The organism is Mesorhizobium sp. P2_H9, from assembly GCF_056403215.1.
Map to the genome: position 1 here is coordinate 426451 of NZ_JBFUFX010000002.1, position 20129 is coordinate 446579.

The 20129-nt window shown below is 60.0% G+C and carries 25 protein-coding genes; 8 read left to right on the plus strand and 17 right to left on the minus strand.

Translation table 11 applies throughout. The annotated features are described in order from the left end of the window. Positions 1-40: 40 nt before the first annotated feature. The 10 genes from AC1DXN_RS05100 to AC1DXN_RS05145 all read right to left on the minus strand — a co-directional run bounded on the left by AC1DXN_RS05100 (position 41) and on the right by AC1DXN_RS05145 (position 8242). Positions 41-634, minus strand: a complete 594-nt coding sequence (locus AC1DXN_RS05100; protein WP_477272768.1) for a hypothetical protein — start codon at positions 632-634, stop codon at positions 41-43. After that, complete coding sequence (locus AC1DXN_RS05105) at positions 631-1218, minus strand: L,D-transpeptidase (protein WP_477272766.1); 588 nt, start codon at positions 1216-1218, stop codon at positions 631-633. The genes AC1DXN_RS05100 and AC1DXN_RS05105 overlap by 4 nt, the downstream gene beginning before the upstream one ends. Then, positions 1202-2365, minus strand: a complete 1164-nt coding sequence (locus AC1DXN_RS05110; protein ID WP_477272764.1) for a CpaE/TadZ family protein — start codon at positions 2363-2365, stop codon at positions 1202-1204. Before AC1DXN_RS05110 ends, AC1DXN_RS05105 begins: the two co-directional genes overlap by 17 nt. Further along, on the minus strand, positions 2362-3003 hold the full coding sequence (locus tag AC1DXN_RS05115) for a TadE/TadG family type IV pilus assembly protein (protein WP_477273392.1): 642 nt from the start codon (positions 3001-3003) through the stop codon (positions 2362-2364). The genes AC1DXN_RS05110 and AC1DXN_RS05115 overlap by 4 nt, the downstream gene beginning before the upstream one ends. After that, on the minus strand, positions 3003-3518 hold the full coding sequence (locus AC1DXN_RS05120) for a TadE/TadG family type IV pilus assembly protein (RefSeq protein WP_477273390.1): 516 nt from the start codon (positions 3516-3518) through the stop codon (positions 3003-3005). Before AC1DXN_RS05120 ends, AC1DXN_RS05115 begins: the two co-directional genes overlap by 1 nt. Continuing rightward, positions 3518-5059: a TadE/TadG family type IV pilus assembly protein gene (locus AC1DXN_RS05125; protein ID WP_477272763.1), complete on the minus strand. Its 1542-nt coding sequence runs from the start codon at positions 5057-5059 to the stop codon at positions 3518-3520. The genes AC1DXN_RS05120 and AC1DXN_RS05125 overlap by 1 nt, the downstream gene beginning before the upstream one ends. Positions 5060-5131: 72 nt before the next feature. Next, the gene (locus tag AC1DXN_RS05130) at positions 5132-5419 is read right to left on the minus strand and encodes a hypothetical protein (RefSeq protein WP_477272761.1); all 288 of its coding nucleotides are present in this window, start codon (positions 5417-5419) and stop codon (positions 5132-5134) included. Beyond that, the gene (locus AC1DXN_RS05135) at positions 5406-6842 is read right to left on the minus strand and encodes a type II and III secretion system protein family protein (RefSeq protein WP_477272759.1); all 1437 of its coding nucleotides are present in this window, start codon (positions 6840-6842) and stop codon (positions 5406-5408) included. The genes AC1DXN_RS05130 and AC1DXN_RS05135 overlap by 14 nt, the downstream gene beginning before the upstream one ends. A 55-nt stretch (positions 6843-6897) precedes the next feature. Then, a complete protein-coding gene (gene cpaB / locus AC1DXN_RS05140) occupies positions 6898-7938 on the minus strand; it encodes a Flp pilus assembly protein CpaB (RefSeq protein WP_477272757.1) in 1041 nt (346 codons plus the stop codon). An 88-nt stretch (positions 7939-8026) separates the two neighbouring features. Beyond that, complete coding sequence (locus AC1DXN_RS05145; RefSeq protein WP_477272756.1) at positions 8027-8242, minus strand: Flp family type IVb pilin; 216 nt, start codon at positions 8240-8242, stop codon at positions 8027-8029. Positions 8243-8759: 517 nt separating this feature from the next. On the opposite strand from AC1DXN_RS05145, the gene AC1DXN_RS05150 reads away from it, so the two are divergent. Genes AC1DXN_RS05150 through AC1DXN_RS05170 form a run of 5 tightly spaced genes read left to right on the plus strand, consistent with a single transcriptional unit; the run spans position 8760 to position 13229 of the window. Continuing rightward, the gene (locus tag AC1DXN_RS05150; RefSeq protein ID WP_477272754.1) at positions 8760-10145 is read left to right on the plus strand and encodes a CpaF family protein; all 1386 of its coding nucleotides are present in this window, start codon (positions 8760-8762) and stop codon (positions 10143-10145) included. Then, a complete protein-coding gene (locus AC1DXN_RS05155) occupies positions 10145-11116 on the plus strand; it encodes a type II secretion system F family protein (protein ID WP_477272752.1) in 972 nt (323 codons plus the stop codon). The genes AC1DXN_RS05150 and AC1DXN_RS05155 overlap by 1 nt, the downstream gene beginning before the upstream one ends. 18 nt (positions 11117-11134) lie before the next feature. Next, positions 11135-12085 (plus strand): type II secretion system F family protein, encoded by a 951-nt coding sequence (locus AC1DXN_RS05160; protein WP_477272750.1) that lies wholly within the window; start codon positions 11135-11137, stop codon positions 12083-12085. A 55-nt stretch (positions 12086-12140) separates the two neighbouring features. After that, positions 12141-12680 carry a tetratricopeptide repeat protein gene (locus AC1DXN_RS05165; RefSeq protein ID WP_477272748.1) on the plus strand — a complete coding sequence of 180 codons (540 nt, stop codon included), beginning with the start codon at positions 12141-12143 and terminating at the stop codon, positions 12678-12680. Positions 12681-12707: 27 nt separating this feature from the next. Continuing rightward, on the plus strand, positions 12708-13229 hold the full coding sequence (locus AC1DXN_RS05170) for a prepilin peptidase (protein WP_477272746.1): 522 nt from the start codon (positions 12708-12710) through the stop codon (positions 13227-13229). A 41-nt stretch (positions 13230-13270) separates the two neighbouring features. Here the strand turns inward: AC1DXN_RS05170 and AC1DXN_RS05175 are convergent, their stop codons facing one another. From AC1DXN_RS05175 to AC1DXN_RS05190, 4 genes are all read right to left on the minus strand, one after another. Then, positions 13271-14251 (minus strand): phosphatase PAP2 family protein, encoded by a 981-nt coding sequence (locus tag AC1DXN_RS05175; protein WP_477272745.1) that lies wholly within the window; start codon positions 14249-14251, stop codon positions 13271-13273. Further along, positions 14236-14415: a hypothetical protein gene (locus AC1DXN_RS05180; protein ID WP_477272743.1), complete on the minus strand. Its 180-nt coding sequence runs from the start codon at positions 14413-14415 to the stop codon at positions 14236-14238. The genes AC1DXN_RS05175 and AC1DXN_RS05180 overlap by 16 nt, the downstream gene beginning before the upstream one ends. 211 nt (positions 14416-14626) lie before the next feature. After that, a complete protein-coding gene (locus tag AC1DXN_RS05185; RefSeq protein ID WP_477245457.1) occupies positions 14627-15346 on the minus strand; it encodes a response regulator in 720 nt (239 codons plus the stop codon). Then, positions 15333-15866, minus strand: a complete 534-nt coding sequence (locus AC1DXN_RS05190) for a MarR family winged helix-turn-helix transcriptional regulator (RefSeq protein ID WP_477272741.1) — start codon at positions 15864-15866, stop codon at positions 15333-15335. The genes AC1DXN_RS05185 and AC1DXN_RS05190 overlap by 14 nt, the downstream gene beginning before the upstream one ends. A gap of 247 nt (positions 15867-16113) precedes the next feature. Here AC1DXN_RS05190 and AC1DXN_RS05195 point away from each other — a divergent pair, with 247 nt between their 5' ends. From AC1DXN_RS05195 to AC1DXN_RS05205, 3 genes are all read left to right on the plus strand, one after another. Then, a complete protein-coding gene (locus AC1DXN_RS05195; RefSeq protein WP_477272739.1) occupies positions 16114-17007 on the plus strand; it encodes a branched-chain amino acid aminotransferase in 894 nt (297 codons plus the stop codon). 145 nt (positions 17008-17152) lie between these two features. After that, positions 17153-17470 (plus strand): hypothetical protein, encoded by a 318-nt coding sequence (locus tag AC1DXN_RS05200; RefSeq protein WP_477245452.1) that lies wholly within the window; start codon positions 17153-17155, stop codon positions 17468-17470. Positions 17471-17611: 141 nt separating this feature from the next. Then, entirely contained in the window at positions 17612-18253 is a 642-nt protein-coding gene (locus tag AC1DXN_RS05205; protein WP_477272737.1) for an MBL fold metallo-hydrolase, read from the plus strand. 85 nt (positions 18254-18338) lie between these two features. Here AC1DXN_RS05205 and AC1DXN_RS05210 read toward each other — a convergent pair whose 3' ends face one another. The 3 genes from AC1DXN_RS05210 to AC1DXN_RS05220 all read right to left on the minus strand — a co-directional run bounded on the left by AC1DXN_RS05210 (position 18339) and on the right by AC1DXN_RS05220 (position 19706). Beyond that, entirely contained in the window at positions 18339-18749 is a 411-nt protein-coding gene (locus AC1DXN_RS05210; RefSeq protein ID WP_477272735.1) for a BA14K family protein, read from the minus strand. Positions 18750-18936: 187 nt separating this feature from the next. Then, on the minus strand, positions 18937-19149 hold the full coding sequence (locus tag AC1DXN_RS05215) for a cold-shock protein (RefSeq protein ID WP_013530020.1): 213 nt from the start codon (positions 19147-19149) through the stop codon (positions 18937-18939). Positions 19150-19493: 344 nt separating this feature from the next. Beyond that, positions 19494-19706, minus strand: coding sequence for a cold-shock protein (locus AC1DXN_RS05220; protein ID WP_006202520.1), 213 nt, complete (start codon positions 19704-19706; stop codon positions 19494-19496). Positions 19707-20129: the final 423 nt, after the last annotated feature.

Consider the following 20129-nt stretch of genomic DNA (forward strand, 5'->3'; position numbering starts at 1 on the left):
ACCGGCTCCCTGCTCAGGGGCAGCCCGACGTTTTCCAGCGCTAGTTGATCTTTCGGTAGTAAACCTTGCCGTCCGCCTGCTGTATGCGCTGGTAGTCGGGGCTTGGGGCAGGCGCCGCAGCTGCAATCCGCCTTTTGGGCGGACGCGGCGCATCGACAACGCTGGGGTCGGTTGCGTCTTCACCGTCGATAACGGTGGGTGCCTCCGCCACGGCGCTGGTCGCGACCATCGAAGGTTCCGCTGCGCTCGACATGACTTCGTCGCCGGCAACTGGCTGGTTCTGTTCCAGCTTAGCTATGCTCCGGTTGATTTCACCGAAGCTGCTCTGCAGTTGACTGTCCAGTTTTTCAAATCGGCTCTGAAAACCGTTGTTGACCGTATCCAGCCGGCCCCCGATTCGTTGCTCGAACGTCCCGAGTTGTTCCAGGCGTCCTTCCAAAAAGCGCATATCGCTGATGCCGCGGTAGAGATAGACCGCGGCTATTATGTTCACCAAGGTGATCAGGGACGTGCCGATGACGACAGCGCCGATCAGGCTTTTGTCACTCGGTTTCCCTACAGCAGCCTGCTCTTCAATGTGGGTTGCCGCCCCAATCTCGATTGCCGGCATGTCCGGTTCGCTGATCATCGTCATTGGACCACCACCTTTGCGCCGACCGCGACGCGCTTGAAGAGATCGATCACATCGGTGTTGGTAAGGCGAAAACACCCCGATGTTCCGTCGAAGCCGACCCCTTTGGGATCGTTGGTGCCGTGTATGCGATAGAGCGTGTCACGCCCGTCCCGAAGCAGATAGAGCGCTCTGGCGCCAAGTGGATTGTAGGGACCGGCAGGCACCATTTCCGGCAGCTCCGGCTGGCGGGCGCGCATTTCCCTGGGCGGGCGCCATTCCGGCCATTCGGTCTTCGCCCCCACCTTGACGACCCCGGTCCAGCCAAATCCGTCCCGTCCGACGCTGATCTGATAGCGAAGCGCCTGGCCTTGCCGGGTCACCAGATAAAGCGCTTTCTCGCCCTTGCGGATAACGATCGTTCCGGGTTGTTCCGTGGTTTCAAAGGCGACAGTTTTGCGCAGGCTGGGACCCATTGCCGGCAGCGGCGGCCGTTCCGAAAGTGCCGATCGCGCGTAGGCGTCCTGGACGGACATCGCCAGCACGACGCCCATGACGCAGGCGCCGGCCAGTCCTTGGACGATCCGATACCTACTTGGCAGCGTCATCGAGCCGCTCTTTGAACATCCGCTTCAGATCCTTGTTGAAGCGCGCACGCCCATCCACCTCGGCAGGCAGGATAGCACGGTTCAAGGCATCGGTCAGAAGCGCATTGTCCAGCGCGACCGACTTGATGTGCGGCGCCTTGAAAATCTTTTCGAGCTCGCTGCGCGAAAAGTGGTTCCCGAACCATTTGCGCTTGTGCTTGTTGGCGACCAGCGTGATGCTGACCGCATTGCCGCGCAACTCACGAATCTTCTTGTAGAGCCGCTTGCCTTGCCGCAGCGAGGCGACGTTGAGTTCGAAGACGATGAAGATCTCATCGCTCGTCGACAGCACGGAATTGTGCCAGGGGGTCTCGATGTTCGGCAGATCGATGACGATGTCGTCGAACCGATAGGCGACGAGGTCCAGCAGCCGAAACACGAAATCGGCGCCTTGCGGCTCGAACGGCAGTTGCGGCCTTTCGAAGGAATAGAGCGTCAGCCCGGACGGACGCGAAAGCTTGATGACATCCATCAGCTCGACATCGAGTCTCTCCGGCATGCCGATGATCCCGCCAAGGTCGAACTGGTTGAACTGGTTGAGATAGGCGCCGCAATTGGCGCTCTGGAAATCGAGATCGACCAGGCAGGTGGAAGCCGCGCGCTCTGCCGATTTCGACGCCAGGTGTTCCGCCGCCGACAAGGCCAGTGTCGTGGCGCCGGCGCCGCCGCTTGCGCCGATGAAGGTGATGATGCGGCTCTTGGTTCCCTGGTTGCCGGTGTCGTGGAAGGTCACTGCGTTGAGCAGTTCCTTGCCGTCGAGTGGCTTGTGCAGCCAGTCCGAGGCGTTCATCCGCACCAGCACCCGCGTCTGCTCCGACGTCAGTTCGTCGGAGACCGCGATTAGCGGCACGGTTGCCCATTTGGAGCGCGCCTCGACGATGCCGGGCTGGCCGAGCATCTCGCCATGGCCAAGGTCGAGGATGACGATGCCCGGACGCGTGTCGGCAGGCGGGCCCTTGAGGAAGTCGCCTATCTCGGAAATCCGGACATCGTAGATCGCCAGCGCGTCGAGCCGCGTCGCCACATCGCGCTTGAAATTCGCATCCGACGAGAACAGCGCCACCTGCTTTCGCTTGGTCGGCAGCACTTTTGTGTTGATGGCATTCATGGCGCGGTACTCTTCAAATCTTCGCCCGTTACCGTGCTTAGCATGGAGGGCATGGTCATATTGCGGAGCCCAGGCACCAGTCCGCCCAGGAAGAAGAACTGGAATGTAATGTTCCGAAGATTGACAGTGATGGTCGGCACCGGGCCGCCCAGCCGGGTCTGGTAGCCGAGGCCGGTAGCAGAATAGGTCACGACGACGTTGCTGCGCAGCAAGCCAGGGAAAAAGTGACACATGCCGGATCGCTGGTTTGCTGTCGGCGTGGGGCAGGCATCGTCGTTGGTGACGGCTGTGTCCCCGCGAAAGATGCGACTGAAATTAGTGGCGTCGAATGCGCCGCTGTTGGTGCAGGAGCCAGTGGAACCGGCATAGCTGCAGGCGAACGGCCCATAGGCGCCTGCAACCACCGGAGCGCCCGGGGTCGTGGTCGGTGCGGCTGTCGCAAGGGCGGTTGCAACGGGATTGGAAATGGATGCAAGCCGAGCGCCGATCTGCACGGCCTTGGTCGCGGCATTCCATTGATACAAGGCATAGCCGAAATCGACAAAGCCGAGGGTCAAGGTGAGGAGCAGCGTCATCGCGATGGCCATTTCGACCATCGTCGCTCCGTCTTCCGATGTCACGAACCGCTTCATCATCATCAAAATCGGATGAACCGCTCCTGATGGCTGGCGTTGAGCGTGATCGGGCCGATGTTGAGCAGCGAAAGCATGCCGATGCCGCTGTAGGCAAGGGTGCCGGATGCCGTCACAACGCAGACTTGGGATGTCGTCGAGAGGTAGAGAACGACCCCGTTGACGTCGACCGTGTTGTAGCAAGTGGAAGTGTTGACGGTCACGTTGAAACCAGGGACGCGCTCAGTGCCGCCAGCTACATAGCCGCGCTCGGCAATGTTTTTTGCAACGGCGGCACAGTTAATTGTCAGATTGGCTTGAGTGTAGATTTGGCTGTTGCAACGCGCGGCGAAACGCGCTGCATCGTCAAGGCCGGCTTCCATCAACAGCTTGTCATGGATCAGATTGCCGAACTCGAACACGCCAGCCGACAAGAGCAGCATCAGCGGCGCCACTATCGCCATTTCAATAAGCACCGTGCCGCGCTGGTCGCGCCTAAATCTCCGGAGATGGCGAGCTATCAGCCGAACCATTGTCGTCATCACCGGTAAAGCTGCGCTTCGTCGCGCAGGAAGTTGTCGAGCGTGCCTTGCCCGCCGCGGCCAGTAATGTCGACGAGCTCGACAAAGACCGACCCTCCCTGCGACGCACCCGGAACGGGTTCCGTCATGAAGAAACTGGCGAAGGCTTCAACGGGAAGGTTGGTGCTGTTGCCGCTCAGATTGTTTCCGGCGGCCTGAAGCGCGTTGCAGTTCAGGATCGCGCCGTAAAGCAGTCTTCGGTCGACGGAGGTGACCGGCGGCTGGCACGAACTCGGTGGCGTTCCCACCTCGCCCCCTGCCGAGGCTGTTCCGACCAGGCTATTCGCAAGCTCGTATTTGTAGACCTGGTACCGGGTCGGCTTGGTCGTATTCCACGAAGAGGGATAGCTGGCGGAAGCGAAGTTGGTGCTCCAATAGCCGGAGAGGTTCCAATTTCCGTCGCCCATCCGTCCGCCCATATAGGGCGTGGTGGCATCCCTGGGCAGGCCCATGTTGCCGGTCCCATTGAACGTCAACTGATTGTAGGAAGGGCATTGGTTGCCATTGCCATTGCCGTTTCCATTGCCGCCCGTCGACGCACCCTTGCGGACATTCGCAGCCGGACCATATTCCGGGCTGTTGAAGGCATTGCCGCTGGCGTTGATACCGAAGCGAACGTTGAACGCGTCCTGGACCGGGCCATTGTTCTGGCCGGTCTTGGTGCTTACGCCCTGCGCCGAATAGCAGCCAAGGGGTGTCGAGGTGGCGATTGTCTGTGCGAGTGCCTGGGCGCCGTTGCCGACATCGTCCGGCGGTGCCAGGAAGCCGAAATTGCCCGGCCCATAGGCCGCGTTGTTCCCCACCAATCGCAGTTCGATCTCCCGGCGATGAACTGCCGGGTCGGTCACAGCCTGCTCGAGCGTCGCCCCACCCGCCGAATTGGTGCCATTCACCATCTCATACGGATTGCACATGAAGACGGGTGTGTAGTTGCAGACGCCGGAGGTGAACCCGGCAACCGAGACGGTGCTGAGATTGTAGCTGCTGTTGGCCGTACCTCCCGAGGACACAATGGAAACGGGGAAAAACGGCGTCAAGGTCTCCGGTTGTGCTTTTACCTGAATAAATCGGGTCACGATTGCCGATGCGGCATAGTTGGCTGGCGTAATCGGGGAGGAGTCGTTTGTTGGAATGGAGGCGAGGAAACACCATGAAACCTGCCCTTTCGACCGGCACGCCGAATAGGTTGAGTCAACGGTAGTGGCCCCGGTGCCGGTTAATAGCGGCACAGTGCCTCCATCCGAGAACCTGGTGCTGTTGGAGACGAGATTGGTCAGAGCGTTCTCGGCGCGTGTCCAAGCGTCGGATCGGCCATTCAACTCGGCAGCAGCGGCAAGCGCCAATGCGTCGGTGCCCTTCTGCAAGTCGTTGTGCAGATTGTTCATCCGGCTCGCGTCGATCGCCAGCAGCGAGAAGCCGATGATTGCCGGCAGCATGACGCTGATGAGGATCAGCGCTATTCCCCTCTGATCGTGCCAGAACGCGCGAATGGTTCGCAACATGGCGTTACTCTTAGCTCCCCTGGCGCCAGAACCCCTCGTCAGCCTGGCGCGTATAAAACCGCATCCTTCTGTTCAGTTCGCGGTCGGCGTGCCGACATTAACCGTGATCGCCGGCGGCGGCGGTGGTGGCGGTGGGAATTTGTAGTTGTGGGCAACAAGCGCAGCCCGCGTGCCGTCGCCTTCTATTCTGGTGTTCTTCGAGTTCGGATTGAACGGATCGACCGTCTGCAGCAGCGAATTGTATTTCTGGGTGTCGCCGGCGGCGAGCGTCACCGTGTCGTAGTGGTTCAGATAGTCCGCGGCGCAGCCCGATAATGCACCGGCGCACAGAATGAGGATCAGGACACTATTTCTTGACATAGAGCATCTTGTCCTTCGATTTGAAGTCCAGCATGTGGCCATATGGGCCGGTGACGCCGTCGCCGGTTTCATATTTTCTGATCATGTCCTTGTTCACTTCAAGCTGACCGAGGATGAAGAACTCCGGATCGTTGGCCGGTCGTGTCTTGTCGAACGGGGTCGCCAACTGCTCGCCGGGTTTCACCGGCCGCACGATATGCGGCGTGACGATCACCACCAGTTCGGTTTCTTCCTTCTGGTTGCTCGAATTGCGGAACAGCGCGCCGATGACCGGTACCTGGCCCAGCCACGGCACCTGGTTCTGCAGCTTGGTGGTCTTGCTGGACAACAAGCCGCCGACCGCGAAACTCTGGCCGTCGCGCAGTTCGACGACAGTCTCCAACTTGCGGTTGGTGAAGATCGGATCGCCAGCGGTGGTAAAGCCGGTGAGGTCACTCACTTCCGGCGCCAGCTTCATATGGATCTTGCCGTCGTCGAGTACGACTGGCGTGAACAGCAGATTGACGCCGAATTGCTTGTACACGATGCTTATCTGGCCATCGGTACCGACGACACGGATAGGCACTTCGCCGCCGGCGTTGAAGCTGGCTGGCTCACCGGACAGAGTGGTGAGATTGGGTTCAGCCAGCGTGCGCACGACGCCCTTGGCCTCAAGCGCCTCGATGATCAGGTCGACCTTGATGTTGCTGTCAATGACGCGCGTAATCAGCGCGGCGAAAGGATTGCTGGTCGACAGCAGGCCGCTGAGCAGATCGCCCGGGCCGAGCACTACACCATCTTTGTCGGCCGCCGCGACACCCGTCCCTGTACGGGTTGTGCCGCTGCTATTCGTGCTCCTGATCGACACGCCGAGATCGCGGCCGGCGTTGCGCTTGGCCTCAAGCACGCGGACCTCGAGATTCACCTGCTGGCTGTCGTCGACGATGACGGAATTGATGATGGCGTCAGGGCCATACTGCTGTGCCACCTCAAGGATCGACGCCAGCGTGGCGCCGTCCTTGACATGGCCGCCGAGCCTGACCTTGCCGTTGATCGAACCGATTTCGATGCGCGCCCTGGGCGCTACCTGGCGGATCGCTTGCGCCATGTCGCTGACGTCGACGCCGACCTCGATCTGGATGACGCCGAGCGAGCGCTTTTCCGGGGAGAAGAGATTGACCGTCGTAGTGCCGGCGCTCTTGCCGATGACGTAAAGCGTCCGGTCAGTCATCGGCTGGGCATCGGCGATCTTCTCGTCGCCGACAACGATATCGCCGAGATTGGCGCTCACCTGGAGGGTCACCGATTGCGACATCGGCAGGAAAATCCGATGGACGCTGGGGTTGGACACATCAATGAAGCGGTCGGCAGCGTGAGCCGCAAAGCTGAGCAGCGCTACAGAACAAGTCACAGCGGTCGCCAGTGGTCCCCAGAACGCACGCATCTACGCTACCCCCTTGCCGGCTGATTCGGACTCCGCTTATCCTAATATGCCGGTATTACTTTTGTCGCGGCACATCGTATGTTTCGAGTTTTATACCTCGAAAGACACCGACTGTCGCCCGCACCGGTTGTTCCGGCTGCACATATTTGACTACTTCCTTGACAATTTCCTTCACCTGCGGCGCAGATGCCACTACCGGAGCCGGCTTGATCTTGCTCAGATCGTCGAGCCTGCTTCCTACCCGGTCCACGGCCTGGGCCAACCCGGCCAATTTGTCGTCGGCGCGCTTGCGCTCGGCTGCCGCCTCGGCTTCGGCTGCAGCCTGCTTGCTGAGTTCAGCTTGCCTGGCGGCGACATCCTCGGGCGTATCGCCTGTAAGATCGGAAAGTGTGACGCGCTCGGTGGTCTCGCCCTGGCTGGCCGCGGCCTGGCGAAGCGCCAGCGACAACTGGCCAGCGCCGGCTGCCAATGTCAGCTTCTGCGCATCCTTGGTGTTGACTTCGACTGTCACGGCCTTGACCACAGTCGGGCTGTCCTTGCTCTCGTCGGCCACCTGATCGACGGCAAGCACCTTGACGCTCTGCAGCAGCACGTCGACAAAACTCTTGTCCGCGCCTCCGTCGCTGCGCATGGTACGCGTCAACAGCACATCGACACGATCACCAGGGAAGACGAAGCCGGCAACGCCAAGCACGTCGTTGACCCTGATCGAAACGGCTTTCATGCCTTCGCTCAGCACTGCCGATAGCGTGGCGCGCTGGCCGGGGCCGGTGATCTTTGTTGCAAGTATAGGCTCGTTGACGCCGATCGCCTGAAGGGCCTGTTTGCTGCCTTCGCCTTTCAGCAACTCCGTGGTCGTCTTGAAGGCACCGGCCGGAACCGCGCCTGCCGGCCACGCGACCTCCCGCAGCTTGTCCGCGGTCAGTGTGTCGCCGAATTTCAGCGCCACAGCCGCGACTACTACGGAGTCGTGTTGAACGTCATCCGACTTCGCCAGCGCACTGCGCTGGTTGGCCAGCCAGATATTGGCAAGTACCACCGCCAATACACCGAACACGCCGGCGAGGACGATCATAATGATTGTATTGGCGCGCATAGACCCCAAGCCCCAATTCCAGTGAATCGCCCGCCCTGGGCGAAGTAGGGTCCGGGCATTGCTGCCCGGACCCTGGATATTTCTGTGATCAGCTACCGGAGCCGCTGGCGCAGCTGCCGGGAACGCCATTGGCGTTCATGGCAGTGCAAAGGCCGGTAAACCGTCCCGTCACCCACAGACCGATGCCGACGATGATCAGAATAGATGCAGCGGCGATGATGCCGATCAGGATGGAATATTCGACCATAGCAGCGCCGTTTTCGTCGTCGCGGAACTGCCGGGCCACCGTCATGAGCTTCTTCATGTCAATGTCTCCCCTTGGAGGTTGAACCCGACGAGACAGAGCCAAGGATGAACCCCATACCCAGCATCCCCCGTCGACTTGATCTAAGTCCCGACAAAAAGCGAAGTCAAACGGGATTAACAGTTCCTTAACCTTCGAATACCTGATGTGAAGCCAGTTCAATTTCGACAAAGGCTTGATTCGCTTAACTTTTCAAGTGTTCTTAACCATTCGTTCACAATTGCATCTCACACAAGGCGGAAGGCTCATCATATTAGGGTATGTGCATAGTCCTTTATATGTAAGGGTTTACGGGAGCCCTGCAGAGGCACATTCCCACATTGCAGGGCGAAACGTTTCGTGAGGTCAGAGTTGGGGTGTGCCCCTGGATACACAGTCTCAAAATAAAACGATTTTTTTGGGGTCTCGTCTTAACTATGTTGTAAGTATTAGGTCTTCGCCGCCGCGCTCGGCGCTTGTGCCCTGCGTGGTTAACGCTTAGTTTCCAGCCTTGGGGAATCTCGGGGGCTCGAACGACATGTTAGGCCGCTTCATCAAGGGACCGAATGAGCCGCGGGCGGTGCTGCCGACACCCGTCGTGGCGGCGTCGAATGGAGCGGCAATCGTTCCGGTGGCAGAGACTGAACCGTATGGCGATGATTTTCTGACGCTGAAGGTCGAGCTTCACCGGCATCTCATCGACCGGTTCAACCTGACCGCCCTTGAAAGCGCCTCCAAGGACGAAATTCTGAACGAGATCAGGCCAATTGTGCGCGAGTTCGTTCGCCAACGGAACGTGCCGCTGAACGCCCGTGAACTCGATCAATTGACCAGCGACACCGCGGACGAGATGCTGGGGCTGGGGCCGATCGAGCCGCTGCTCAAGGACGACTCGATCGCCGACATTCTGATCAACACCCATAACCGGGTGTTCATCGAGCGCCGTGGCGTGATCGAGGAAACCTCGATCCGTTTCCGCGACGAGGCGCACCTGCTGCGTATCATCAACAAGATCGTGTCGGCCATCGGGCGCCGCGTCGATGAATCCGCGCCGATGGTCGATGCGCGCCTCGCGGACGGATCACGCGTCAACGTCGCGGTGCGGCCGATTTCGGTGGATGGCCCGCTGGTGTCGATCCGCAAGTTCTCGAAGAATCCCTATTCGCTCGAGCGCCTGATCGCATTCAATTCGATCCGCCCGCCGATGGTGGAATTGCTGCGGATCGCCGTGCAGGCTCGCAAATCCATCCTGGTTTCGGGCGGCACCGGCAGCGGCAAGACGACTTTGCTCAACGCGCTGTCGAGCTACATCCCAGCCAAGGAGCGCCTGATCACCATCGAGGATGCGGCGGAGCTGCAATTGCAGCAGCCGCATGTCGGCCGGCTGGAGACGCGCCCGCCCAACATCGAAGGCAAAGGTGAGGTTCGCCAGCGCGAATTGCTCAAGAATGCGCTTCGCATGCGGCCGGACCGCATCATCGTCGGTGAGGTTCGCGGCGAGGAAGCCTTCGACATGCTGCAGGCGATGAACACCGGCCATGAAGGCTCGATGACCACCATCCATGCCAACACGCCGCGTGACGCCATATCTCGGCTCGAGCAGATGGTCGGCATGGCCGGCATGCCGATGAGCCATGACTCCATCCGGGCGCAGATCGCATCGGCCATCGATATCATCGTGCAGACGCAGCGCCTTTCCGATGGCGGCAGGCGGGTCATCTCCATATCGGAGCTGACCGGCATGGAGGGCAATGTCATCCAACTCCAGGAAATCTATCATTTCGTCCGGCGCGATGTCGCCGCCGACGGCACGATCATCGGCGATTTTCGGGCAACCGGTGTTCGCCCGCGCTTTGCCCAGGAGGCGGCGACACTGGGGCATCATTTCGCCAAAGATGCCTTCAATCCGCAGGTTGCGCTGTAATGCTGACCGGTCAGACCTTGCTTTATTTCATCTATGTGCTGGCTGCCGCTTCGGTGATCCTCGCAGTCGAGTCTCTCTACGTGTCTTACTCGGCGCGGCGTGTAAGGCTCGGTGTTATCAATCGCCGGCTCAAGCGGCTCGGAGAGGAGGGGCCGGCGGAACAGACCCTGCAAGGTCTTTTGCGCGAGCGAGGCCTGAGCTCCACCGGCGACTACCTTTTTGGAGCTATAGGTCTAAACAGGCTTTATACGCAGTCAGGCACCACTGGGAATCCAATCCTCTTTGCAGTGATCTTCATGCTCGCGGGACTGGTTGTAGGGCTTCTCGCTACACTGGTCTTCAACCTGCAGATGGTTATCGGGTTCATTGCCTTTCTCGTGATCGGCTTCGTGCTGCCCTTGCTGGTTCTGCGGCGAGCGCGCAACAAACGAATCCTCAAATTCGCCCGGCAACTTCCCGACGCTCTCGACATGATCGTGCGGTCGCTCAGGGCTGGCCACCCGGCATCGGTGGCAATCAGCTTGGTCGCACGAGAGATGCCTGACCCGATAGGAACCGAATTCGGCATCGTATCCGACGAGATCACTTTCGGTCTCAGCCTGGAGCAGGCAGTGCGAAAGCTGTCGGAGCGGGTCGGCTTCGAGGGGCTGCATTTGCTGTCGGTGTCACTCTCGATCCAATCCAAGACCGGTGGCAACCTCACGGAAATTCTGGCCAATCTTTCGGGGGTCCTGCGTCAACGGCAAAAGCTTCGCATGAAGATCAAAGCGCTTACGGCTGAAGGCCGAGTGTCGGCCTGGATCATATCCTTGTTTCCTCTGGTGATGTTCCTGATCCTTCAGATCACCGCACCCGAATACTATGGAACAGTGTGGAACAATCCGCTGATGTTGCCTGCGTTTACGATTTTCGGGGGCTGGGCGCTGCTGGGCGACTTCATCATGTATCGCATGGTCAACTTCGATATCTAACGGGGGCGAAGCACGGATTTGTTCGCGAATTTGCAGGACCTGGGTCTACTCATCTCCATTGCGGTCTTTCTGACCGCGGTAGCGCTTTTCCTTTTCGGAGCGCTCATCATGCTGCCGGCGCTGCAGACGCGAAAACTGGTGACGCAGAGCCTGATTGCCGAAGGCATTCCCAATCGCCGGTCCCTGCTGGGACAGGAGCAGCTTGCGAAGATCGCTGCCCAGCGTCCGATCCAGGCCTATTTCCGGACTGCCGAGAAGGAGCGCGGGGAACCAAATGCGCTGGAGGCCAAGCTTTTCCGCGCCGGCTTCTATCAATCAAGCTCGCCGGTGATCTACACCTTGTCGCGGCTCGCTGTGGTGTGTCTCGGCTTCCTGGGTTGCTATGCGATACTATCGCGGGTACTGCCGCCATATTTGCCGGGTTTCATACCTTATGTCGTCTCCGCTCTGTTCGGTCTCGCCTGCTTGGTGATTCCAAGCGTCATGCTCGACCGCTTTGAAAATGGAAAGAAGCAGCTTTACCGTCGCGGCTTTCCGGACTTCATGGATATGATGATCACCTGCGCCGATGCCGGCATGAGCCTGGAGGCAGCGGTCGAGCGTGTCAGCCAGGAACTGGCCGGCACCCACAAATGGCTGGGCATTCAACTTGCGATCATGAATCTGCAAATGCGCGCCGGCAAGCCGTTGCGGGAAGCGTTGCGTGAACTCGCCGACCGCTTGGGACTTGAAGAGGCACGGTCTTTGGCGGTGCTTTTCAGGCAGTCGGAAGAACTTGGCACCAGCCTGACCGACGCTTTGCGGGTTTACAGCGACGAGATGCGCAGCCAGCGGATCCTGCTCGCCGAGGAGCGCGCCAATTCCCTGCCGGTCAAAATGATGATCCCTTTGGGACTTTGCGTTTTTCCAGTTGTGCTTATGGTAATTCTGCTGCCGGTAATCATCCGGATGAAGGGCGTTTTCTTCTAGTTATGGTTACGTTTTGATTCTAATATGACATGGGGGAACCCTAGGGGAAAACTATATGAGATGGCAAAACGCGGCCGCAGCCGGCCTGTTGATCATGGCGATTGCCGGCTGTCAGACGGACGCCACCGACGGTGTGGTTCGCACCAATGAGCCCTCCAAGGGCGACGTGACGTCTTTTGGCGATGCGTTCGATGGGCTGAAGACGGTCAGCGATGTCGAATACTACGCCTCGGACCTAGCCGTCGCCGAAGCCAAGAACCAGTTCCGCGCGGAAAATTACGGCAATGCCGGTGCCTTGTTCTTCAAGGCGACGCAACTTGCGCCTAATGATGGCAATGCATGGATGGGTTTGGCCGCCTCCTGCGACCGGATCCATCGCTTCGACCTCGCTGACCGGGCCTATGGCCGTGCCTTCAAGCTGGTTGGCGCGACGCCTGAATATTACAACAATGTCGGCTATTCCTATCTGCTGCGCGGCAAGCTGCAGGACGCGCGCAGCAATTTCCTCAAGGCCTACGAGCTGGCGCCCAATGATCCGACAGTCGCCAACAATCTGAAACTCCTATCTTCAAGCGTGCAGAACGTCGAGCGGTAGAGCACCTCTATGTTGTTTGCCGCTTCGTTGCTGCTGAAGGCGCTTGCCGTCCCTCTGCTTGCGCGGATCGCCTGGCTCGACTTCACCACTCAGAAGATATCCAACAGCAATGTGCTGCTGCTGCTTAGCCTGGGCGCCAGCTCACTGCTGTTGTTGGCCCTTCCGTCCGACTCTTGGTGGGACATGACGCTGAGTGCGCTTGCCGGCCTGCTGCTGTTTATCGTGCTCTTCCCATTCTGGGTCTTGCGCAAGGTCGGTGCCGGCGATGTCAAGCTGATGGCGGTCATACCGTTCCTGGTCGGCGGCAGCGGCCTCGTCGTGTTTTCTCTGCTCCTGATGGTGTTCGCCGTGGTCATGGCCATGGTGATGAAAAACCCGTTTCTGCTGCCGGAAGGTGCGTTTCGCGTCTATGTCCAGCACATGGACCGCAAGGGCGTTGTGCCTTTCGGCGTGCCGATTTCGGCAGCCGCGACTGGCGCTATTGCCTTCCAGATATACGGGAGTTTGGTGATGGCCAGCAGCTCGGGAGTTCTGCAGCAGCTGAACTAGCTCTTGGCGTGGCCATAAGCGGTTCGCTCTTCGACGGCCAATTACCGTCCTACCCATCGCCCGGAATATCGCCAGATCATCACAGTTGCGATGATGGCCAGATAGCCGTCGGTGGCGTAGTGCCATCCGAAGTAGATCGAGCCGAACATGATAAGGCCTGCGTAAATCCAGGCGATCAAGCCGGCCCATCGGTTGAGGCCCCAGAGGAAAAGGGCGTTCAGGACAGCGATGGCAACGTGGAAACTCGGCATGGCCGAAATTCCGGTACCGATCGACGCTTTGTGGGTCGTGTAGGACGAATAAAGATAGTCGGCGATCAGCAGGATGTCGGGGCCGGCATTGCTCGCGTTCAGCGATGCCATGAGGTCTTCGAACCTGTCAGACGCAAACATCCGGTCGTAGAAGATCGGCCCAGCCGAGGACGCGGCCAACCTCACGATCACGCCCAGAACAATCACCACCGCGGTGAGCGACAGGAAGTAGCGCTGACGCTTTGCAGCATCGTCAAGCCAGGCTGCGACGACAACAATGCCGGCAAGCAGAACAAACCACAGATGCGAATAAAGGATATAGAGCGCCCGATCGGCAAAGGCTGGAATAGGCCGAGCGCGCGCCCATTGCCAGGGATCGCCGAAATGCAAGGCCACGTCGATCCTCGCCAGGATATGATCGGCGAAGAACGGCACCATCTGCGAGAATTCGTGCTTGAAGGTTGTGAACGCAGCCAGACAAAGGATGAAGATTCCGAGCGTGCACGTCGCTCCGATGCCTCGTGACTTCAGCTTGTCCCGCAACCAGCTGAGTGGAGAGCCCGGCCGGTTGATGATGGCGGCAATGGCGAGCCCGAGCAATATCAGGAAGGGCAGCACGAGGTAGAGAAGTCTCAGCCTGTAGGTGCCCAGCGCCGCAAAATAGGTGTCAGGATAGAGGTAGGCCGCGAGCCCGGCATAGCATAGGCAGAACACTGCGAGCTTTGCGGAAGCGGAGAATCGCGGTCGTTCGACGGCTAGGTCAGGCGCCATTTCCATTGCCGTACCGGCTTCTTCTTGACGATAGGGAGCGGCGGTGGTTCGCCGGAGACCGTCGGCCTTGGGGGCTCAAGCACCAGGCGTTCGATGAGCGCAACAGCACCTGCGCTGATCGCGCCAGCAAGCGCTACAATGAAAAGCCCCTTGAGAAAGCCCAAATCAGATCCCGCTCCCGACCGGAGAATGCGACCGGCAGCACCAAAACGCAACCAACTTCCTTCGCCTGCCTGGCCCTGACCCCAACTTTCTCGACCTGCTTCAGCGCGTCCTTTTCGACCCGGTAGAACGGCATCGAACGCTGGCTGGATCCGTCCGCCTGGAGCCGGAACAGGTCCGTCGCGGAACCCGCTCGGGTCTATCGAGGCGCGGCTATTCCACGCTGAGCCGATAGCCGATACCGCGCACGGTCTGCAGCCAGACCGGATTGGACGGATCGCGCTCGATCTTGCGGCGCAGCCGGTTGATCTGGACGTCGATGGTGCGCTCGCCGACTTCCGAATCGTCGCCGACAAGTTCATGGCGCGGTATGGTTTCGCCGGCCCTTGCGGCGAAAATCGCCAGGATCTCCTGCTCGCGGTCGGTCAGCTTCAGCGCCTCGCCGCCGCGCTTCAGCTCTCGCCTGGCGATCTGGAACGTGTAGGGACCGAAGACCAGTTGCTCGACCTTTGGCGTCGTCGTCGGGCCGCCACGGCGCAGGATGTTGTTGATGCGCAGGATCAGTTCGCGCGGGTCGAATGGCTTCGGCAGATAATCGTCGGCGCCGGCCTCAAGCCCGGTGATGCGGCTGTCGGTTTCCGACAGCGCGGTGAGCATCAGGATCGGCACGTTCTTCTCGGCCCGCAACGCCTTGGTGAGATCGACGCCGCTTTCGCCCGGCATCATGACGTCGAGCACGATCAGATCGAAATCGAGACCGACAAGCTTTCGCCTGGCTTCGCCGGAATTTCCGGCAACGGTGACGCGAAAGCCGTTCTCGGTCAGATACTGCTTGAGCAGGTTGCGGATGCGGGTGTCGTCATCGACCACAAGCAGATGCGGTGCGTCGTCGTCCGGTGCTGCCGGGTGATCAACCCTCTCAATGGTCTCCATGGCTTTTCCCCGATGCGTTCGCAGGCACAATGTCGATCTGCGCTCTTAGTTCCGGATTCACCATCGCTTCCAGGAAACGTTCGATCAAGGTGCGTTCGGTGGCTCCGGAATCCTCCAATGCCGCACGGATGCGGCGCGACTGTGGCCGTGCCAGCGCCAGCGCCAGGGCACGGCCCTTGGCCGTCGGATAGAGTTCGCGCTGGCGACGGTCGCGAGGGCCTTGCAACTGGACGATATGATCGGTGTCGATCAGCTGCTTGAGCACGCGCGCCAGGCTCTGCTTGGTGATTTTCAGCACGTCCAGCAGTTCGGCGACGGTGAGGCCCGGCCGGCGATTGACGAAGTGCAGGACGCGGTGGTGGGCGCGGCCGAAACCATAGTCGGCCAGGATCTGATCGGGATCGGAGGTGAAATCGCGATAGGCGAAGAAGAACAATTCGATGATGGCGAAGTCGATGCCGTCCTCGTCGGTGATCGCCGTCCTGATCGGTTTTCCGGCAACTGGGCTTCGATCCGTCATCTTTTCTCCATGCGAAGCAGGAAATTATGTCAGTACTATTGACGTAATTTCCTGGCAATGGTAATTTTTGGCAAGCTTTTCGGTGGATTGCGAACGAAAAGGCAAAGGGAAGCGGTTTTTCCGGAACTTCCTGAGTTTGCCAACCCTCAAATATCCGCCTACGCTTTGAGACACCGGCTGCCCGGCGCGGCCGAGACGAAACACGCAACGAAAAAAATGTGCGGGCCGCCGCTCGCGGGAGGTTTCCATGGCATCCGTTCCCTTTGACCAGCTGGACGGCTTTATCTGGATGAACGGCGAGTTCGTCAAATGGGGCGACGCCAAGATCCACGTGCTGACTCACGGCCTGCATTATGCCGGCGCCGTCTTCGAGGGCGAGCGCGCCTATGGCGGCGAGATTTTCAAGCTCAACGAGCATACCGAGCGCCTGCATGAATCGGCACATCTGCTCGGCTACACGATTCCCTACTCGGTGGCCGAGCTCAACGATGCCTCCACCACGCTGTTGAAGAAGCAGGGGTTCCAGGACGCCTATGTCAGGCCGATCGCCTGGCGCGGCAGCGAGCAGATGGGCGTTGCGGCGCAGAACAATCGTATCAACTGCGCCATCGCCATCTGGCAGTGGCCGAGCTACTTCGATCCGGCACAGAAGCTCAAGGGCATCCGTCTCGATCTGGCGGAATGGCGCCGGCCCGATCCGCGCACCGCGCCGTCCAAATCGAAGGCCTCCGGCCTCTACATGATCTGCACCATGTCCAAGCATGCCGCCGAAGCCAAGGGCTATGCCGATGCCATGATGCTTGACTGGCGCGGCCAGGTCGCGGAAGCGACGGGCGCCAACATCTTCTTCGTCAAGGACGGCAAGATCCATACGCCCACGCCCGATTGCTTCCTCGACGGCATCACCCGCCGCACGGTCATCAGCCTTGCCAAGGAGCGTGGCATCGAGGTGATCGAGCGCGCGATCATTCCGGACGAACTCGAAGGCTTCCAGCAGTGCTTCCTGACCGGAACGGCGGCTGAAGTGACGCCGGTTTCGGAGGTTGGGCCCTACCGATTCGAGGTCGGCGAAATCGCCAAAACACTGATGAATGACTACTCGGCCGCAGTGCAACCCAAGCATGCGATCGCCGCAGAATAGCGTAAGTCACAGCTTTTTAGTCAAGCAGGGGCGGTTTTCGGGCCGCCCCTTTTATTTCAGCATCTCTGCATTTGACTTTCCTCCAATTCAGCGTCTCATGATGGCGTCGGCCCGGGAGGCTGGCAGTTATGGAGGGACTGGTAATATGGATATGAACACGCTTCTTCCGATCATTATTCAGGTGATTACGGGTATCATCGGTGGTCAGGCGGTGGGCGCGGCGCTCAAACAGGCAGCCTTGGGTCAGCTTCCCAAGATTCTGGGCGGCGCTCTCGGCGGCGTCGGCGGCGCGGCTATCCTCGGCAGCCTGCTCGGCGGCGGTGCGGTCGATCCGGCAGCGGCTGCGGCGGCCACCAGCGGATTGGGCAGCGCGTTGAACCTCAACAACATCGTTGGCGGTGCCGGCGGCGGCGCCATCCTGACCGGCATCATCGGCGCGGTCATGGGTGCGATGAAGAAATAAGCCTTCAGCGTTTCAGGCTTCTCGCATGGGCGGCTGCGGCCGCCCATTTCTATTTTTGGGCTAACTCGCCGGCCGCTTTTTGGCGGTGGACGGCTTTCGCCTCTGTCTCTACATCGGAGATGAGATAGCGAAAGGACGATCATGGGGCAGCTCAATGCCGGCATCGTGCCGGTCACACCGTTCCAGCAGAATTGCACCATCCTGTTCGACATGGATGACAAGCATGGTGTCGTCGTCGATCCGGGCGGCGATATCGAGAAGCTGCTGTCGGTGCTGAGAGACAACGCGATCACCGCGGGCGCGATCTGGATCACGCATGGCCATATCGATCATGCCGGCGGTGCGATGGAACTGAAGGAGGCGCTCGGCGTCGACATCATCGGCCCGCACGAGGCCGACAAGCCGCTGCTGGCCAATCTCGAGAACCAGGCCAAGCGCTTCGGCATCACCGATCCGGTGCGCAACTGCGTGCCCGACCGGTTTCTCACCGAAGGCGAAACCGTGTCGTTCGGCCAGCATGTGTTCGAGGTTCTTCATTGTCCCGGTCACGCGCCCGGCCATGTCGTCTACTACAACCGTGCGGCGAAGTTCGCCCATGTCGGCGACGTGCTGTTTCGCGGCTCGGTCGGACGCACGGATCTGCCGGGCGGTGACCATGCCGCGCTGATCGCCTCGATCAAGGAGAAGCTTCTGCCGCTTGGCGACGACATCGGCTTCATCTGCGGCCATGGGCCTGGTGGCCGTTTCGGCGAGGAGCGGCGGACCAATCCGTTCCTGACCTGATGCTTTTTGCTTCGACGGCAAAATCGAACAAGAAAAAAGCGCCGGCCTTGCGGACAGCGCTTTTTAGCTTTGGGGCAGGGACACCTCAGTTGGCGGTGCAGAAATGCTGCTCGCCGTCATTGCCGGTGAAGGTTCCCGAGCGGGAGTTGAAGGTCCGGTAGCGATCCGAGCAGTATTCGTACCATTCGCGGGTCCACGGCTCGGCGTAGCGGTCGGCATAAACGACCCGCGGCTGTACGTAGTAGCGGCGTACCGGTGCCGGCCGGGCGTAACCATCGTAGTCGTCATAGCCGGGATCGTAGTATCTCGGCTGCGGGTTGTTGAGCGCGCCAACGATCAGCGCGCCGGCTGCCAGGCCAAGGACGCCGGCGGCGAGGGCGTCACCATTGTGATGCCGGTGATGGCGCCACTCATCGGCATTGGCCGCAGGCAAGGTGGCGAGCGTGGTCGCGGCGATGGCTGCGGACAGGATGGTGGTCTTGAAAATGCGATTCATCTTGGTCTCCTTCGTGCCGGCCCGTGCAGTTTTCGGGGGGATGCGGTCCGGCTTTACCAAAGATTAATAGGCGACCGTGGCTGAACGGGGGCTGAACGAAATTTTCGGACGTTCAATGCGTGCGCCAGAAACCGCACGCTCGCAGAGAGCGGACATCACCCCGTTCGGTCCTGTCTTTCAGGCCGGCTCAGCCGACCGAAAGGTTGACGGCCTTCGGCCCCTTGCCACGCTTGTCCGGCTCGGTGTCGAAGGACACTTTCTGCCCATCCTCAAGACCGGGAAGACCCGACGCCTGCACGGCGGAAATATGGACGAAGACATCCTTCGCGCCATCGTCCGGCGTGATGAAGCCGAAGCCTTTGGCATGATTGAAGAATTTGACGGTGCCGGTCTGCGGCATGGGAAGCTCCCTTTGATCCCATAAAGTCCAGTCTCGGGCCGGCAAATGCCCGAAGGGAAATTTGTCCTTTATTTTAGCGCTATCGGCAAGAGAAAGTTTTGCGGGGGCGGGCTAAAGCGCGTCGCGTTGAAGCGGATTCATGCAACGCACTTTAAGTCTTTGTTTTGATGCATGTCGTTGTCCAAAACCGCTGCGCACTTTTGGGCGACATGCATTAGGCGCGCCGGACACGAAAAAGGCGCGACAAGAACCGTCGCGCCTTCGAAAAAATTCGAGCCCGACTCCGGAAGCCGGCTCAAGGTCTTGCAGCGTCCTCTCGCACGTCCGAACGGACGCGCAATGGTTCAGGCTGCGCGCAGATTGACCGCCTTCGGACCCTTGCCCATGCGGTCGGGCTCGACGTCGAAGGTGACCTTCTGGCCATCCACGAGAGTACGCAGGCCCGAAGCCTCTATCGCGGAAATGTGGACGAACACATCCTTGGCGCCGCCGTCTGGCGTGATGAAGCCGAAGCCTTTGGTCGCGTTGAAGAATTTAACGGTGCCGGTCTGGGCCATTGGGGAAACTCCTTCACCCGTGTCAGTCTTGTGGTTTGCCCGCCGCCTGGCGCCGTGGGCAAGTCCCGGTGGTTGCTTCGGCAGTCACGCATTTGCGCATGGTCAAACCCCCCGCCGAAAACGGGGCCGTCAGAGATTCACAGTATCGGGGAAAGGTCGTCCAAAACGTTCCGCTCTCCGGGTCGCAAATGCCCGAACACAAAATTTATCGCACGGAAACGTGATGGTTGCAAGATAGGCCCGCGGGGCGCCCCGATGGGCGCATCCCGACGTAGCGCATCGATAGACCCGGCTCTCTCCCCGGTCATCGGCCAGAGCCCGGCCACGCATGGTCCAGCGGCGGAAAGCGGGCGATGTCAGGGGTGGCGCCGGCACGCGCGCCGCGTCGTTTCCGCAAACGGCGGACCGCAAACGGGGGTTGCA

Bases quoted from the DNA above. Each gene is read 5' to 3' on its own strand.
- AC1DXN_RS05100 (WP_477272768.1), bottom strand. From the start codon at position 634: ATGACGATGATCAGCGAACCGGACATGCCGGCAATCGAGATTGGGGCG.
- AC1DXN_RS05105 (WP_477272766.1), bottom strand. From the start codon at position 1,218: ATGACGCTGCCAAGTAGGTATCGGATCGTCCAAGGACTGGCCGGCGCC.
- AC1DXN_RS05110 (WP_477272764.1), bottom strand. From the start codon at position 2,365: ATGAATGCCATCAACACAAAAGTGCTGCCGACCAAGCGAAAGCAGGTG.
- AC1DXN_RS05115 (WP_477273392.1), bottom strand. From the start codon at position 3,003: ATGATGATGAAGCGGTTCGTGACATCGGAAGACGGAGCGACGATGGTC.
- AC1DXN_RS05120 (WP_477273390.1), bottom strand. From the start codon at position 3,518: ATGACGACAATGGTTCGGCTGATAGCTCGCCATCTCCGGAGATTTAGG.
- AC1DXN_RS05125 (WP_477272763.1), bottom strand. From the start codon at position 5,059: ATGTTGCGAACCATTCGCGCGTTCTGGCACGATCAGAGGGGAATAGCG.
- AC1DXN_RS05130 (WP_477272761.1), bottom strand. From the start codon at position 5,419: ATGTCAAGAAATAGTGTCCTGATCCTCATTCTGTGCGCCGGTGCATTA.
- AC1DXN_RS05135 (WP_477272759.1), bottom strand. From the start codon at position 6,842: ATGCGTGCGTTCTGGGGACCACTGGCGACCGCTGTGACTTGTTCTGTA.
- cpaB (WP_477272757.1), bottom strand. From the start codon at position 7,938: ATGCGCGCCAATACAATCATTATGATCGTCCTCGCCGGCGTGTTCGGT.
- AC1DXN_RS05145 (WP_477272756.1), bottom strand. From the start codon at position 8,242: ATGAAGAAGCTCATGACGGTGGCCCGGCAGTTCCGCGACGACGAAAAC.
- AC1DXN_RS05150 (WP_477272754.1), top strand. From the start codon at position 8,760: ATGTTAGGCCGCTTCATCAAGGGACCGAATGAGCCGCGGGCGGTGCTG.
- AC1DXN_RS05155 (WP_477272752.1), top strand. From the start codon at position 10,145: ATGCTGACCGGTCAGACCTTGCTTTATTTCATCTATGTGCTGGCTGCC.
- AC1DXN_RS05165 (WP_477272748.1), top strand. From the start codon at position 12,141: ATGAGATGGCAAAACGCGGCCGCAGCCGGCCTGTTGATCATGGCGATT.
- AC1DXN_RS05175 (WP_477272745.1), bottom strand. From the start codon at position 14,251: ATGGCGCCTGACCTAGCCGTCGAACGACCGCGATTCTCCGCTTCCGCA.
- AC1DXN_RS05185 (WP_477245457.1), bottom strand. From the start codon at position 15,346: ATGGAGACCATTGAGAGGGTTGATCACCCGGCAGCACCGGACGACGAC.
- AC1DXN_RS05190 (WP_477272741.1), bottom strand. From the start codon at position 15,866: ATGACGGATCGAAGCCCAGTTGCCGGAAAACCGATCAGGACGGCGATC.
- AC1DXN_RS05195 (WP_477272739.1), top strand. From the start codon at position 16,114: ATGGCATCCGTTCCCTTTGACCAGCTGGACGGCTTTATCTGGATGAAC.
- AC1DXN_RS05200 (WP_477245452.1), top strand. From the start codon at position 17,153: ATGGATATGAACACGCTTCTTCCGATCATTATTCAGGTGATTACGGGT.
- AC1DXN_RS05205 (WP_477272737.1), top strand. From the start codon at position 17,612: ATGGGGCAGCTCAATGCCGGCATCGTGCCGGTCACACCGTTCCAGCAG.
- AC1DXN_RS05210 (WP_477272735.1), bottom strand. From the start codon at position 18,749: ATGAATCGCATTTTCAAGACCACCATCCTGTCCGCAGCCATCGCCGCG.
- AC1DXN_RS05215 (WP_013530020.1), bottom strand. From the start codon at position 19,149: ATGCCGCAGACCGGCACCGTCAAATTCTTCAATCATGCCAAAGGCTTC.
- AC1DXN_RS05220 (WP_006202520.1), bottom strand. From the start codon at position 19,706: ATGGCCCAGACCGGCACCGTTAAATTCTTCAACGCGACCAAAGGCTTC.